Here is a 14908-nt window from a genome sequence, read left to right on the forward strand (position 1 = left end):
CTATTTCAGGACGGCGCGCAGCCGCTCCATGGCCTCCTGGACGTTGGCCAGACTGTTGAAGGCGGAGATGCGGATGTAGCCTTCGCCGCAGGATCCGAAGCCGGCACCCGGAGTGCAGACCACGGCGGCCTTGCTTAAGAGCATGTCGAAAAAATCCCATGAGCCCATCTTGCCGTCGATCCAGACATAGGGCGAATTCTCGCCGCCGACGCAGTCGTAGCCAAGCGCGGTCATTTCCTTGCGGATGATGGCCGCGTTGTTCAAGTAGTGATCCACCAGCGCCCTGGACTGCGCCTTGCCCTCGGGCGAATATACGGCCGCGGCGGCTCTTTGCACCGGATAGGACACGCCGTTGAACTTGGTGGTGTGGCGGCGGTTCCACATGGCATGCAGGCTGTGCGCGCCCCCCTGGCTGTCGTAGGCCATGCAGGTCTTCGGCACCACGGTGAAGGCCAGACGCGTGCCCGTGAACCCGGCGGTCTTGGACAGGGAGCGGAACTCGATGGCCACCTCGCGCGCGCCTTCGATCTCATAGATGGATCTGGGCAGCTCGGGATCGCGGACGAAGGCCTCGTAGGCGGCGTCAAAAAGGATGAGCGCCTTGTTCTCGCGGGCGTAATCCACCCAGGCCTTGAGCTGGGGCCTGGTGATGGTCGCGCCGGTGGGGTTGTTGGGGTAGCACAGGTAGATGAGGTCCACGGGCTCCCCGGGCAGTTCGGGAATGAAGCCGTTTTCCCGGGTGCCATCAAGATAGACGAGCCCTTCGTAGCGGCCGTCCACGTTCTGCCCGGTGCGCCCGGCCATGACGTTGGTGTCGACGTAGACCGGATAGACCGGATCGGGGATGGCGATGCGGATGTCTCCGGCAAAAAGCTCCTGGATGTTGCCGGTATCGCACTTGGCCCCATCGCTGACAAAGATCTCGTCGCCGGAGATGTCCGCCCCGCGCGACTGGAAATCCTCTTTTGCGATCAGGTCGCGCAGAAAATCATAGCCCTGCTCCGGGCCATAGCCGCGAAACGTTCCGGCGTCGGCCATCTCGTCCACGCCCTTGTGAAAGGCCGCCACGACCGCTTCGGGCAGTGGCTCGGTCACGTCGCCGATGCCGAGGCGGATGATCTTCTTGTCGGGGTTGGCCTGCTGGAAAGCGGTCACGCGCCGGGAGATGTCGGCAAAAAGGTAGGAAGCCTTGAGCTTGAGATAATTTTCATTGATGCGGATCATATGTGGTCCTCATTGGTCGGTTTTTCTGTGGTGAATGGAAACGACAAGCCTAACGTCAAAGCGCGCGCAGTTCAAGTCAGGCTCTTTTGCGCCAGGACCGCCTGCCCAGCACGTTGGCGAAAAGCCGCGCCTGGCTTACGTTCAGAAGCAGGGCCGCCCCCATGTACAGGGCCGCCCAGACGGGGATGAAGAGCAGGCAGATCGGGCCGAGCCGGGTGCTCATCCAGCATCCGCCGAGCATGGCCAGACTCAGGGCGAACGAGACGACCATGTCGCGATTCACCCGGAACCAGGCTCCGCAATGCCGCCGCAGCAGGAAACCAAGGAGCACCACGTTGATCCAGGCCGACAGGGACGAGGCCAGGGCCAGGCCCACGTGCCCGAGCACCTGCATGCCCGTGTAGCCGGCAACCACGAAAACGCACAGGCTTCCCAGGGCCACGCGCACCGGGGTTTTGGTGTCGCCCAGGGCATAGTAGGCCGAGGCCAGGGAGCGCACGCTCGAAAAGGCGGGCAGGCCGACCACGTAGCCAAGCAGGGCCATGGCCGTGCCGTGCACCGCCGCCGAAGAAAACTCCCCGCGTCCGAAGAGCAGGTCCACCAGGGGCAGCGACAATCCGGCCAGGCCCGCGGCGGCGGGCAGGTTCACGAACAGGGTCAGGCCCAGGGAGGTGGCCAGTGTTTCCCGGAACTCCGTGCGTTTCTCGGGCGCGGCCAGAATGGACAGCGAAGGCAGGGTGGCCACGCCCACGGCCACGCCGAAAACGCCCAGGGGAAACTGGAAGAGCCGGTCGGCGTAATAGAGGTACGACACGGATCCCTCGGGCAGAAAGGAGGCCATGCCCGTGCTGATCAGGATGTTGATCTGGTACACGGCGGAACCCAGGATGGTGGGCAGCATGAGCGTGCCGATGCGCCGCACCCCCGGTCCCGTAGGCTCCACCGGCCCGATCCAGGAAAAACCCTTGGAGCGCAGGATGGGCTGCTGCAGGAGCCATTGTCCGATTCCGGCCACAAGCACACCCCAGGCCAGATACACGGCCACGTTCCCGCCGACCTTTATGGCCAGCAGGCTTGCGGCTATGAGCACGATGTTGAGAATGCACGGAGCCAGGGCCGGGATGAGAAAATGCCCCATGCTGTTCAGGATGCCCATGCACAGGGCCACTCCGGAAATGAACAGGATGTAGGGAAAGCAGATCTGGACCAGACTCGCGGTCAGCTCGAAAAGCTCCGGCCGCTTGGCCGCGAAACCCGAGGCTATGAGCAGGGTCACGGCCTTGGGGAAGAGCAGTACGAAAACAGTCAGCAGGCCGAGGATGATCAGCAGCCAGAACTGGATGGATCTGGCCAGCACGAAGGCCGCCCCGTCGCCCTCGCTCTGCCGGATTTTGACGAAGGTAGGCACGAAGGCCATGGTTAGGGAGCCTTCGGCAAAGAGACTGCGGAGCAGGTTGGGGACACGAAAGGCCACGAAAAACGCGTCGGCCAGCACGGACGCGCCCAGGGCGTAGGCCATGATCAGATCACGCACGAGCCCGAGCACCCGGCTCAGCATGGTGGCGCCGGAAACGATGGATGCGTTCTTGGCGATGGTTCGGTTGGTGGACAAGGGCAGCTTCCAGAATGCTAGAGAAATGGGGATCAAACCTCTTGAAACGCCTTTGTTTATCTGCCGAGACCAGACGAGTCCACCAGGATTTGCCCGGAAAAAATCGTGACCTTCGGGAACCTTCCCGGAGGCCGTTTCTCCCTCCTCGAAGCATCGCCGTCCGTACAAAAATACAGGTCCAAGACCGCAAGCCCGTTCTGGACAGCGTCTTGGTTCCACCGCTACATTGTCCTCCATGAACACCTTACAGCTCCCCACCCTCGTCAAGCTCCTCGTTCTGCTCGTCATTCTCGGAGGCTGCGCCGGACGCCAACCGGCACCGGGCCTCTCGACCTCGTTCTCCATCCCGGACGCCGCCAACCCCAACGCGGACGAACTGAAAGCCTTCGAGAACATGTACCTTGAAGATCCGGAAAAATCCCTGGCCGCGCGCTTTCTGCTGGACAACCTGCCCCCGGCCGACAGGCTGTCCATGGATGCCCGCGCGCTGAGCGAAAACCTGGACTATGCATTCCTGGCGCGAGACGCCATGCCCTGGGGCAAGACAGTGCCCTGGGACACCTTCCTGCACTATGTCCTGCCGCACCGCACCAGCCAGGAGCCCTTCCAGCCCCACCGGGCCATGCTCTTCGCCGAACTGGCCCCGCTGTGCGCCACGGCCGGGAGCATGGAGGAAGCGCTTGCGCGCGTTGGCAAATGGTGCGCGCAAAAGGCCCAATACCGCCCCACCTCCCGCCGCGACCTGGGAGTGATGTCCATCCTCGACGCAGGATATGGGCGCTGCGAGGAAACGAACATCCTCTTTCTGGCAGCGGCCCGCGCCGTGGGCCTGCCGGTGCGCCAGGCCATGGTTCCGTGGTGGCAGCACACCGACGGCAACCATGCCTGGGTCGAAGCCTGGACCAGGGACGGCTGGAAATTCCTGGAAAGCGGGACTGAGTTTTCCACCCTGAACCAGACCTGGTTCGCGGCCGAGGCGCCGCGCATGGCCAAGGTCGTGGCGTATGTCTTTGGCCAGCCCCAGGACCCGGCGGTGTACCGCATGGGTACCGGCTTCGCCCTCGTCGACAATACCTCCGCCTACACGCGGGGCACCCCGGTCCAGGTCAGCGTGCGCCTGGCCGACGACCAGCCCGATGCGGGCCGCGACGTGTTCTTCTGCGTCTATTCCCTGGGCGGCCTCAGACCCGTGACCAAGGCCGTCACCAACGACGACGGCATGGCCAGGGTCGTCCTCGGCCCCGGGATCTTCTTCGTTTCCTGCGTCGCCGACGGCGGTCTCGCCTGGACCCTGCTCGACACCCGGGACATGGACGAAACGCGGGTTCGGCTCCAGGCCGACGCTCCCCGCGCACTCCCCGAATCCATCCGCTTTTCCCATCCCGGCCCCGCTGAAAGCGCTTTCAATATCTCGACAAGCACAAGGCTCAAACGCCTGCGCAAGGAGCGCGAGCAGCGCTGGGAGCCATTTCTGCGCGACCTGCCAGCGCCGCTGCGCGAACGTCTGGCCCTGGCGGGAGAAAGCACCCCGCACTGGCTGCGCCTTCTGGATCAGCCCGCCGGTCCATCCACGCCCTGGCTCGTGCCCGTGCTGACCGGCCTCGACGACAAGGACCTGCTGCAAGCCGAACCCGGCAGCCTGCCCCGCGACATCGAGCTTGCGACCTTTGCCAGGGAGGCTTCGGCCAAGGCCAGTCTCTCCTATGACGATGAGATCTTCACCCGCTTCGTGCTCTCCCCCAGGCTTCATCTTGAACCATGGTCACCATGGCGCGCCCAGTTGCTTCCGTGGCTCGAAAAGTACATTGGCCTGCCCCTCGAAAAAAAGATGCAGGCCATCCGGTCCCGCATCGACGGCCTGCCCATCCTGCCGGCAACCCTGTTTGGCCCGCCCCTGACCCCAGGTCAAACCCTTGCAGGCGGTTTTTGTTCCTCGACTTCGGACAAGGCGGTGCTGGCCGCGGCAGCCTTGCGCACCATGGGCGTTCCAGCCCGCTGCGCTGTTGATTTCAAGGGCGTGGAGTATTTTGACGGCGTGAATTGGCAATTCTGGGAGATGCAAGCCGCCGTGCCGGCCCGTGGCGCGCTGCACGTCACGGGAGGCAAGGACTTGCGCCCCTTGCAGGATTTCGGCGTAGCCGGAATCGATGAAGGCTTCCTGCGCACCCTCGATGACCTGCCCTGGGAAAAAACCCGGGACGGCCTGACCTGCGCCATGCAACCCGGAGACTACATCCTGCTTGAACCCAGGCGCGAGGACAGCGGCGTTACGGTCCGGCTGACTCCTTTCAGCGTCACGGACAAGGAGACGACGGTCGTTCAAATCGAGGCAGCGTCACAGGAATTAAGCGAATAAAGTCTCCCGCGATTGCAAGCCCCCGTGCTTTGCTCTACATCACAACATATTGAAACCCACCGCACGAGGATAGCCACATGGACAGACATATTCTGTTGACCGTAAGTGATGACTTCAGCTCCTTGCAGGCCGTACGATTCGTTGCCGGCTTCTTTGCCACCGCCGAATACCCGCAGTTGACCCTCCTCTACGTCGCCCCGAATCCCAAGGCAGGGCTGACCGAGGCGGAGATAATCCAGGATTACGGGAACCTGAGCCGCAGGGAAACCCAGACCAAAAGCCTGGCCCAGACTGCCCTCGACAGGGCCGAAGAACTGCTTGTGAACAAGCATTTCCCCCGGGCCAACATCCACAAGAAAATCACCTTCAAACAGCTCGGCACGGCCAAGGACATCATTCAGGAAGGCATCGCCGGCATCTATGACGCCATCGCACTGGGCCGCAGGGGCTTGTCCCGCCTGGAAGAGCTTATCGACGAAAGCGTGAGCAAACAGATATTCACTACGCCCATGGAAATCCCCCTGTGGATCTGTCGCAGTGACGAAAAACCCGCTCCAAGCGTGCTGCTCTGCACCGACGGCTCTCCCGCCAGCCTGCGCTGCGCCGACCATGTCGGCTTCATGCTCGCCAACGCCCCCGAACACGAGATCACCTTGCTGCACGTGGCCTGCGGCTCATCCCCGGCAGTCCCGGAGGACGCCTTGGCCCAGGCCCGGCGCATGCTCGAAGAAAACGGCGTTGCCGGACGCCGCATTCATCAGAAGATTGTAAAATGCACCAGCATCACGGACACCATCCTGAGCGTGGCCCGGGAAGGCGGATACGGAGTCCTGGCCACGGGGCGCACGGGTCGGGGAGAAAGCAGAACCCTGCACCTTCTGGGTTCGGTCAGCATGAACCTGCTCAAACAACTCGAATCCACGACCTTGTGGATCTGCCACTAGGAACCAGAAAACCCCCGCGCCGTCTCCAGACACGGGGGTTTCACCGCCCATCGCCGCGCTCTACGCGAAAAGCATGTCGTGGATCGCGGCCACCACGGGCTGCGGCACCGCGTCTTCCAGAAAAATCTCATACTTAGTGGCCGTGCTGCTGATGGCCAGCACGCGGTTCCCGGACTCTTCCAGACGCGCTAGCACCGCGCTGACACGGTCGCGCTGCGCCGCCACCCGCGAACCGATGAGTGACAGGCTCACGCACGGGACCCCTTCCAGGGCTCCGGCATGTTTTTCGTCCACGATGACGACACGCAGCCCCTCCACGGACTGACACAACCGGCAGTCCGGAGGCAGGGGCACGCCCGCTTCACAGGCGATCCAGCGCAGACGATCATGATAGACCATGGCCTGCAGGGTATCGCGGTTCAGGTTCCCGTTGGAAACGATGGTGCCGATGAGCCCGGAACTGCTGGACCCGGCGGCGATGCGCACCCCCAGACGACGGGCATACTCCACGGCGTCGTCCTTCAGGACCTTGGCCCCGGCGGCGGACATCTCAAGCATGGTCTCGTAGTCCACGGTGTCCAGACGACGGGCCGAGGGCGCAAGACGCGGGTCCGAAGTGTAGACCCCGTCCACATCCGAATATATCTCGCACACGTCGGCCGAAAGGGCCGCCGCCACCGCCACGGCCGTGGTGTCCGAGCCGCCCCGGCCAAGGGTGGTGATCTCCCTGGCCGTGGACACGCCCTGAAATCCGGCCACGACAACCACGCGGCCCTGATCCAGAGCCTCGCGCAGACGATCGCCCTTTATCTCCAGAACCCTGGCGTCCCCGTGATTGCAGTCGGTGATCAGCCCGATCTGCGAACCGGTGAAAGACACTGCAAGGCCAGGCCTGATGCCGTTTATGGCAATGCTCATCATGGCGATGGAGATGCGTTCCCCGGCCGAGACGAGCATGTCCATTTCGCGCGGGTCGGGGTTTTGGGCCAGCTCCCGGGCCTGACCGACCAGCGCGTCGGTGCTCTTGCCCATGGCCGATACCACAACGACCACCTTGTCGCCGCTCTCGTGCCTGGCCACGATGCGCCGCGCCAGATCCCGGATCTTGTCCGGGGTGGCCACGCTGCTGCCTCCGTATTTCTGAACGACAAGGGCCATGCTTTTCTCCTTATTTCGCCATTTTCACGATGCGCGGTAAAAAAGTTCCGCGAATACGCACCAGATCGGCCTGCGCGGCCATGACTTCCCGTATGTCCTTGTAGGCCATGGGCACTTCGTCGAGGCCGCCCGACAGGAGCCGCACACTCCGCTCCTTGAGGACATGCTCCAGATCGGACCTGCGAAAGCGCGCAAGGGCCTCCTTGCGGCTCATGACCCGGCCCGCACCGTGGGCCGCCGAGCACAGGGACATCGGGTTGCCCAGCCCCTCGACCACAAAGGCCGGATCGACCATGGTTCCGGGAATGATTCCGAAAACATCCCGCCCGGCCGGAGTCGCGCCCTTGCGGTGCACGATGACCTCACGCCCGTCGTGAATCTCCCGCCAGGCGAAATTGTGATGATTCTCGATGCCGAAAAGCGGCGTCAGACCAAGACGCCCGGCCACGGCGGCATGGATGAGAGCATGGTTGGCCGCGCTGTAACGGCCCATGAGCTCCATGGCGGCCCAGTATTCCCGCCCTTCGTCCGTATCCAGCCCCAGCCAGGCCAGATGCCCAAGGGCGCGCGGCAACTCCGGATGCAGGCGTCTGGCCAGCGCGCTGTAGTACTTGGCCACTTCCCCGCCGGTGCCGCGACTGCCGCTGTGGGACATGAGTGCCAGATACGTGCCCTCGGGCAGGCCCGGCATGGCCCTGGGCACATCCAGTACGCCCCATTCGACGAAATGATTGCCCGAGCCGCTGGTCCCGAGCTGGGCCCAGGCCGTGTCGTGCATCCGCCGCGGCACGGGGGAAAAGCCCCAGTCCTCGTGCATGACCGCATGATCCTTGCGGACCTTGAACTGACCGCCGACCCCGAAGCAGGTTTCCTGCTCGATGGCCCGCGCCAGCTCGTCGCCGTTCGTATCGACCAGATCCGGGGAAACCGCAAAAACGCTCATCTTCATCCGGCAGGCGATGTCCATGCCGACGCCGTAGGGGATGACCGCTTCCGTCACGGCCAGCACGCCGCCAATGGGCAGGCCGTAACCGACATGGGCGTCGGGCATGAGCGCCCCGCTCACGGCCACCGGCAAGCCGCATCCGTCACGAAGCTGCTGCACCGCCTTGGGGTCGAGATCCTCGCCCCAGGCCCGCCAGGGAACCTCCGTCACGGAAAAGGCCGCGCCCGGCGACGACTCGCCGCCAAGCATCCCGGCCAGGCCGCCCAGGACCGGATGGTCCGCGAACGACTTCGGATCCTGCGCCAGGCGGACGAAAAGACGGCGCAGGGCCTTGCCGCGTACCCCCTCCCCTTCCAGTTGCCGCGCGCAATCGAGGACCACGGGCATAAGACGCTCAGGAATGCCGAGGGCTACCGGACGAAACGGCAGCTTTTTTTCCGTATTGTGGCTGTTCATGGACATGAAATTCACGTATCCGTTTTTTGACATTTCTCCAAGAGAGGGAAAGCTGGAATATTGACCGAGCGCGGCCAAGATACAGAACAACGCACGTATTCGCGTATATTTTCCAAGAGGTCCTTCTCAGAATGCATTGATTTTACGAATGAAGCATTCTAGTGAAGCGCATTCGTAACACGGGAGGATGAAATGGCCAAATTCCTGTTTATTCTCGGCAAGGACGACAACGAGGCGGCGACCCGCTGTTTCCAGTTCGCACGCATCGCCCACTCCAAAGGGCACCACGTCAACCTGTTCTTCATCGACGGAGGAGTGCTCTGGGCGGACATGTCCAGGGACACGGGCCAGAAGACCCTGACCGGCGACTGTCCGGGAGACTATCTGCCCTATCTTGTCGAAGAGGAAATCGAAATCGGAATCTGCACGCCGTGCGCGAGAAACAGGGGCGTGGACGAAGCGCGGTTCTACGCCAACATGGCTCTGGACGGGGGACCACACCTGATCGACTTGGCCGCGGAAGCGAAAGTCTTCAATTTCTAGGCGGAAGTACCTTTTCGGTATGCCGAAAGTGCGTCGCTAACGGCAGAATACAGAAAATCCTACCATTACAAAGATTGATTTTACCTTAAAATCGGGACAAAATTCACATTGTCCGGTTTTGCAGTGACATCTTTGCAGATCCTGCTTGCCAATCTTTTTTTGGGAGGGTTCCATTTCATGGTTACCGACACTGTCGCCCCCGATGCGAAACTCCCGTCTTGCCCCGTGATCTTGCGCCCAGTGGGACGGTTCGTATTACCCGTACACGAAAGCATGGAGCTTTCCGCGACTTGGTTTAAAGTCAACGGCATAGCCGTCGAGGAGATTCCCTGGAAACCCGGACTAAATAAGCGCAACCTGGACGCGCTCAAGGAATCGCTCGGGACGAAAGCAGGCATGGCAAACGAAATCAAGGGGCTGTCTGTCCGTGAGAGATGGGACGAAACGGATGTCAGCGACCTCTTCGGATTTCCGTCCATGTTGCGCTGTTGCAACGGCAGCAGGGCCGATCACAACCTTGAAGTCTATATAGGCATGCCGGAAGTGATCCTGTGTCTGACAGAAAACCGGCCCTTCGACACGTGCGGACCATGCCTCACCGTAAACGGGCCGATCCTGAACCTTTTCAGAAAGTATCATCACGGCAACGAGATTGTTTCGCCAACCGGCTTTTTTTTCTCCGCAGGGAGAGTCGAAGGCTTGAAAACATGGAGCGAACAAGCCGGCATGAGCCTGGAACGTCCGCCGTCCGAATCATTGCACAGGATTCGCCTGCGCTTTGACGCCCATCTTTTCGCTCATCCCTGTGACCCGCCCCGCATCACTGAAGCCGTCAAACCGGTGACCAGCAAGTACCGGATCGAACTGAAGATTCTGCGCTCACGAGAAAACGTCCTGGCCGGATTGAAAGGTTTGGAGGAGATTTACATCCTACAACCCAAGGACAAGGACTGTCCCGATGTCCCCAGGCTAACGGCCTGCTGGGAGTATGAAGGCGCAGGCGGGGACCCGCAAAAACCGCACATACAGATCAAAATGTCCTGCCGAATCGAGGCCAGAGAAGACGCTCTGCGCATGTGGGACGCAATCATCTGCAATTTCAGTTCGGTGCGGGAATTTTTCGGCGGATCATTGAAAAACGCCTGAACTTGGCAAAGACCTGGCGACACGCCCGATCCGCCACCATCGAGCCGAAAAGGGCTTACACCTCCATTTAATCACTCCGGCGCAGCGATCGCAGAATGAACCTGCGGGTCTCCTCGAAAAGTCCCGGATCTCCGAAGGGGCTCAGAAAAACCGTGCGAACCGCCCCGACCATGGCCGCGTAGATCATGAGCGCGCAGTCCTTGACCGGAACCTGGGCGATGGTTCCGTCGGCGATGCCGCGCTCCAGATTCATCTCGATCTCCCTGATCAATTCCTCGAATTTCGCGCCGATCTTATGGCGATCCAGATGCGGATTATCGTCGCTGAAAGGCGAGCAACGGATCAGGGTGGGAAAAGTCGCCCGGTTGGCCAGGGTATAGGAGAGGTAGGAATTCACGAAAATATCGACAGCCTGGAGCCCGCATTCTGCCGTCTCCGTGTCCCGCCTGATACCCAGCAGCATGGCATCGATCATCTCGTGACCGGCCACCAGGAACAGCTTCTCCTTGTTGCCGAAATAATGGGACACAAGTCCGAACGCCACTCCCGCATGCTCGGCGATCATGCGCATGGTCGTTCCGGCGTAGCCGTATTCGGCAAAAAGGGACTGGGCCGCCGCCAGGATCTCGTCGCGCTTACTCACCAGCGTCCATCCTTCTCATAAGAGCTCCCCATCATTATTACGGCAATTCAAGCGCCAGCCCTACAGGGCAATGGTCGGACCCGGGCACATCGGCGTCGATCCAAGCATCCCTGACCGCGCCGCGAAGTTCCTCGGAGACGAAAAAATAATCGATGCGCCACCCCACGTTTCTCGATCTGGCCCCGAAGCGGTACGTCCACCACGAGTAGGCATCCTCCACGTCTCCGTGACAGTGGCGAAACGTGTCCACATAACCGTGGGCCACGAAACGGTCCAGCCAGGCCCGCTCGATGGGCAAAAAACCGGACGTCTTCTCGTTGGCCTTGGGATTCTTCAGATCGATCTCGCGGTGGGCGGTGTTGAAATCCCCGCAGACCACGATAGGCTTCTCCCGCCTTAGCTCCTGGGCGTGCTCCAGAAAAGCGTCGTAGAATCCCATCTTGAAATCGAGGCGATCCTGGCTCATCTGGCCGTTGGGAAAATAGATGTTGAAAAAATGAAATTTCTCGAACTCAAGGCGGATGACCCGGCCCTCGCCCTGAAAACGCGCATCGGGCAGGCCCCGGTGCACGGCCAGGGGCTCAGGGCGGCTGTAGCAGGCCGTGCCGGAATAGCCCTTCTTGCTGCGCGCGGCGTTCCAGTAGCAGTGATAGCCGTCAAAGAGACGATCCCCGCCGACCTGGTCCTCCTCGGCCTTGACCTCCTGCAGACCGAGCACGTCGGGTGCGGCCCGGTCGAGCCAGTCGCGGAAGCCCTTGCCAAGGACGGCCCGGAATCCGTTCACGTTCCAGGAATACATGCGCAGGATCATGCCACGCTCCGCAAGACCGCCACAAGGCCCGACGGAGTCTCGTCGATGCGCACATACCCGCCCTGGGCAAAGGCTCCGGGATTCAGCACGTGTGACCGGGCGATCATCTCCTCGCCGGCCCCTTCGTGGATATGGCCGGTGACGACGATGGCAGGCTGGTACTTCTCGATCAGCGCACGCACCCCCGGACTGCCGACATGGGCTCCCGAAGGCAGCTTGTCGACCACTTCCGCGCGCGGCGGGGTGTGTACCATGAGAATGACGTGCTCGAAGGCTCCGGCACGCTCCAGCACGTCGTGGATCCACTGGCAGATCTGGCTTTCGTCAACCTCGGAAGGAGTGCCGAAGGGCGTGGGAGTGGAATAGCCCACGGCGGCCAGACAGATCCCGCCGCCCAGGTCCACGACCTGGCCGTGAACGTTGATGCCCTGTTCGGTGAGCACCCGATCCACGGCCGGCGTGTCCATGTTCCCGATCTGGGCATGGATGCGCGGATTGATCGCGGCCACGGCGGACACGATGTGCCCGGCGCCATCGCGCGTGCCCAGATTGGTCAGATCCCCGGACAGAAAAACTCCGTCGGCGCGGCCGAGATCGTCAATCCGCTCCACGGCCCCGATGCGTTCGTGAATGTCCCCAAAAACTATCCAAAAGCGGTTTGCCATTTGCCTGTCATCCCCTCTTTGAGTAAATGTCGTGTTTTCACGGCATGGTAAAGGAGCGCCTCACGTCATGCAAGAGTCCAGCAAAAACCTTCTGCGAATTGCCCTGCGCAGACAACGTCAGAATCTGCCCCTGAACCTGGTGCAGGAAGACAGCGCCCGCATCCGGGACAACCTGCTTTCCCTGGAGCGCATCCGCCTCGCCTCCAGCGTCATGCTTTATCTTCCGGCCCGGGGCGAAGTCGATACGTGGCCCCTGCTGGACCATTTCTGGGCGCGCGGCAGCGAAGTCCTTCTGCCCGGCTGCCGCGACAACGCCCCCGGCATAATGGACGCGTACAGCGTAACCTCCCGCGAGGAACTGGGCCCCGGCTGCTTCGGCCTGATCGAACCTCGGGCCGATCGGGCCCGGCTGGTTCCGGCCCCACGGCCCGAGGTCATCATTCTTCCGGCCTTGGCTTTCGACCGGCGCGGATACCGCCTCGGCTTCGGAGGCGGCTATTACGACCGCTTTCTGCCCTCCCTCGGCCACGCCCCCCTGCTGGTCGGTCCGGCCTACGCCTTCCAGGTCCTGGACAGCATTCCGGTCGAGCCATGGGACCGGCCGGTGGAAATGATCGTCACCCCTGAATCCATCCTGCACATCCTTGCGGAGGCACAGTCATGTCTTTGAAATATATCGATTTTCACTTCCCTGGCCTTGACAATGTGGGCTGCGTCTTCACCACCCGGCAGGGCGGTCACGGCACGGGCGCCTACGCCGAGTCCAACATGTCGCTTGAGGTCGGAGACGATGAGAAGGCCGTCCTGGCCAACAGAGCGGAACTGCGCACGGCCCTGGGCTTTCAAGTCTGGCAGGAACTGAGGCAGGTGCACGGACAGACCATGCACATGAATCTGGAGGATGATTGCTTTGAAGGGGCAAGACTGGAGGGGGACGGGCTGGGCACGGACCGGCCCGGGCACGGACTGGTCATCAAGACCGCGGACTGTCAGCCCATTCTGCTGGCGGACGCCGCCGGACGGCACGTTGCCGCCCTGCACTGCGGGTGGAGAGGCAACGCCGTCAACTTTCCCGCCGCCGGAGTGCGCAACTTCTGCGCCGCCTACGGCCTTGATCCTTCCGGGATCATGGCCGTGCGCGGCCCGAGCCTTGGCCCGGGCAGGAGCGAATTTGTCAATTTCGAAACCGAATGGGGCCCGGGATTCTCATCCTGCTTCAACCCGGCCACGCGCTGCATGGATCTGTGGAGCCTGACCCGGGAGCAGCTCATCGAGGCGGGCATTCCCTCCGGCAACATCTTTGCGCTGGACCTGTGCACGGCCTCGTCCCCGGAGTTCTTTTCCTACCGCCGTGACAAAATCACCGGCCGTCAGGTGGGCGTCATCTGGATCAGGTAGCCGCTCCGGCACTGGAGCGGCACCCGGTTCAACCCTTGCGACTCAATGCGTGACGGCCCAGGGGCGTTATCAGGGCGCCGTTTCGGTACCCCCCGATGCGCTTGTTTTCCTGACGCACCTTCAAAAGCTCTTCCTTCAAGGACTGATGCAGGGCCCTGGCCTCATGGCGCAGGTGCGTGTTCATGTCCTGGATGCTTTTGAGCTTTTCCAGGAAAACCTTGTCCTGCTCGCCCATGTCGCAGTTCATGAAGGCCATGATGGCTGTCTCCCGTTCCCGAACCGCCGTCCCGAGACGATCGGCATCCTGGCTCGCGATCAGCCCCAGCTCTTCCTGGCCAAGCGCCATGATGTGATCGTAGGTGTCGCGTGATTCAGCCATTCTGTTCCTTCCTGGCCGAAACCCTGACCGACTCGCGCAAGCGGGCGACCATGTTCTTGGTCTTCTCGACCACGGGCAGGTATTCGTACTCGAGCAGATCCGCGAGCAGAATCCAATCCTCGTTCTCCTGAATCTCGATCATCTCCGAAAAAAGAGACGAAAGATCCGACAGCGACGCTTCGAATTCGGCGGAGGTGTCCGTGGCGAATTCATTGCGAAGCACGCCGACCATGTTCAAAAAATCGCGGTTCACTTCCAGCAGGTCGCCATAAAGCTCCAGGGCCTGATCGTCATCCGCCTGACGGAAGAAATCCGCCACCTGCCGCCCGGCCTTGCCCATCAGGGTCACGACCTTGTACAATTCGCGGGTGATGTCCTGGGCCATTTCAGTGGTGGGCACGGAAACAATTTCCACCCGATTGATATGCGAGGCGTCCATGTCCTCGGCCTGATGAGGGTAAATCTCCGAAAAAGCCTCGTCGTTGACCAGGACATCGGTCACGATACGACTGTTCATGCGTATGTCTTCCATGACTTTTTCGATGATCTGTTCAAGATTTTCGAATTGACGAACCTCAAGTGGGCTCTGCTGGCCGTCTATAATGATCATTTTCCTGTCCTCCGCCT

At 61.7% G+C, this 14908-nt stretch carries 15 protein-coding genes; 6 read left to right on the plus strand and 9 right to left on the minus strand.

Translation table 11 applies throughout. The annotated features are described in order from the left end of the window. Both BMZ24_RS00275 and murJ read right to left on the minus strand, forming a co-directional pair. A complete protein-coding gene (locus tag BMZ24_RS00275) occupies positions 1-1224 on the minus strand; it encodes an LL-diaminopimelate aminotransferase (protein ID WP_092188105.1) in 1224 nt (407 codons plus the stop codon). Between the two features lie 76 nt (positions 1225-1300). Then, positions 1301-2836, minus strand: a complete 1536-nt coding sequence (gene murJ, locus BMZ24_RS00280; RefSeq protein ID WP_092188107.1) for a murein biosynthesis integral membrane protein MurJ — start codon at positions 2834-2836, stop codon at positions 1301-1303. A 235-nt stretch (positions 2837-3071) separates the two neighbouring features. Between murJ and BMZ24_RS00285 the strand changes: the two genes are divergently transcribed. Both BMZ24_RS00285 and BMZ24_RS00290 read left to right on the plus strand, forming a co-directional pair. Next, positions 3072-5192: a transglutaminase domain-containing protein gene (locus tag BMZ24_RS00285; RefSeq protein WP_092188109.1), complete on the plus strand. Its 2121-nt coding sequence runs from the start codon at positions 3072-3074 to the stop codon at positions 5190-5192. A gap of 77 nt (positions 5193-5269) precedes the next feature. Then, entirely contained in the window at positions 5270-6136 is an 867-nt protein-coding gene (locus BMZ24_RS00290) for a universal stress protein (RefSeq protein WP_092188111.1), read from the plus strand. A gap of 60 nt (positions 6137-6196) precedes the next feature. Here the strand turns inward: BMZ24_RS00290 and BMZ24_RS00295 are convergent, their stop codons facing one another. Further along, positions 6197-7294: an aspartate kinase gene (locus BMZ24_RS00295; RefSeq protein ID WP_092188113.1), complete on the minus strand. Its 1098-nt coding sequence runs from the start codon at positions 7292-7294 to the stop codon at positions 6197-6199. A gap of 10 nt (positions 7295-7304) precedes the next feature. Further along, positions 7305-8729, minus strand: coding sequence for an RtcB family protein (locus BMZ24_RS00300; protein ID WP_092188115.1), 1425 nt, complete (start codon positions 8727-8729; stop codon positions 7305-7307). A gap of 159 nt (positions 8730-8888) precedes the next feature. Here BMZ24_RS00300 and BMZ24_RS00305 point away from each other — a divergent pair, with 159 nt between their 5' ends. Together BMZ24_RS00305 and BMZ24_RS00310 are read left to right on the plus strand one after the other, a co-directional pair. Continuing rightward, on the plus strand, positions 8889-9239 hold the full coding sequence (locus BMZ24_RS00305; RefSeq protein WP_092188118.1) for a DsrE family protein: 351 nt from the start codon (positions 8889-8891) through the stop codon (positions 9237-9239). A gap of 177 nt (positions 9240-9416) precedes the next feature. Then, a complete protein-coding gene (locus BMZ24_RS00310) occupies positions 9417-10385 on the plus strand; it encodes a hypothetical protein (protein WP_143077799.1) in 969 nt (322 codons plus the stop codon). Between the two features lie 67 nt (positions 10386-10452). Here the strand turns inward: BMZ24_RS00310 and BMZ24_RS00315 are convergent, their stop codons facing one another. From BMZ24_RS00315 to BMZ24_RS00325, 3 genes are read right to left on the minus strand one after another with little or no spacing between them, the layout of a single operon-like run. Continuing rightward, on the minus strand, positions 10453-11028 hold the full coding sequence (locus BMZ24_RS00315) for a TetR/AcrR family transcriptional regulator (RefSeq protein ID WP_092188122.1): 576 nt from the start codon (positions 11026-11028) through the stop codon (positions 10453-10455). Positions 11029-11065: 37 nt separating this feature from the next. Continuing rightward, a complete protein-coding gene (locus BMZ24_RS00320) occupies positions 11066-11839 on the minus strand; it encodes an exodeoxyribonuclease III (RefSeq protein ID WP_092188124.1) in 774 nt (257 codons plus the stop codon). Continuing rightward, the gene (locus BMZ24_RS00325) at positions 11836-12504 is read right to left on the minus strand and encodes a metallophosphoesterase family protein (RefSeq protein WP_092188126.1); all 669 of its coding nucleotides are present in this window, start codon (positions 12502-12504) and stop codon (positions 11836-11838) included. Before BMZ24_RS00325 ends, BMZ24_RS00320 begins: the two co-directional genes overlap by 4 nt. Positions 12505-12571: 67 nt before the next feature. Here BMZ24_RS00325 and BMZ24_RS00330 point away from each other — a divergent pair, with 67 nt between their 5' ends. Then, positions 12572-13174, plus strand: coding sequence for a 5-formyltetrahydrofolate cyclo-ligase (locus BMZ24_RS00330; protein WP_092188128.1), 603 nt, complete (start codon positions 12572-12574; stop codon positions 13172-13174). Continuing rightward, positions 13165-13902, plus strand: coding sequence for a purine nucleoside phosphorylase YfiH/LACC1 family protein (locus BMZ24_RS00335; RefSeq protein ID WP_092188130.1), 738 nt, complete (start codon positions 13165-13167; stop codon positions 13900-13902). The genes BMZ24_RS00330 and BMZ24_RS00335 overlap by 10 nt, the downstream gene beginning before the upstream one ends. Before the next feature lie 28 nt (positions 13903-13930). On the opposite strand, the gene BMZ24_RS00340 is transcribed toward BMZ24_RS00335, so the two are convergent. Then, positions 13931-14281: a hypothetical protein gene (locus BMZ24_RS00340; protein WP_092188132.1), complete on the minus strand. Its 351-nt coding sequence runs from the start codon at positions 14279-14281 to the stop codon at positions 13931-13933. Continuing rightward, positions 14274-14891, minus strand: coding sequence for a DUF8043 domain-containing protein (locus BMZ24_RS00345; RefSeq protein WP_092188134.1), 618 nt, complete (start codon positions 14889-14891; stop codon positions 14274-14276). The genes BMZ24_RS00340 and BMZ24_RS00345 overlap by 8 nt, the downstream gene beginning before the upstream one ends. Positions 14892-14908 lie beyond the last annotated feature (17 nt).

The sequence above is a fragment of the Desulfomicrobium norvegicum genome, from assembly GCF_900114595.1.
In the GTDB taxonomy this organism is placed as follows: domain Bacteria; phylum Desulfobacterota; class Desulfovibrionia; order Desulfovibrionales; family Desulfomicrobiaceae; genus Desulfomicrobium; species Desulfomicrobium macestii.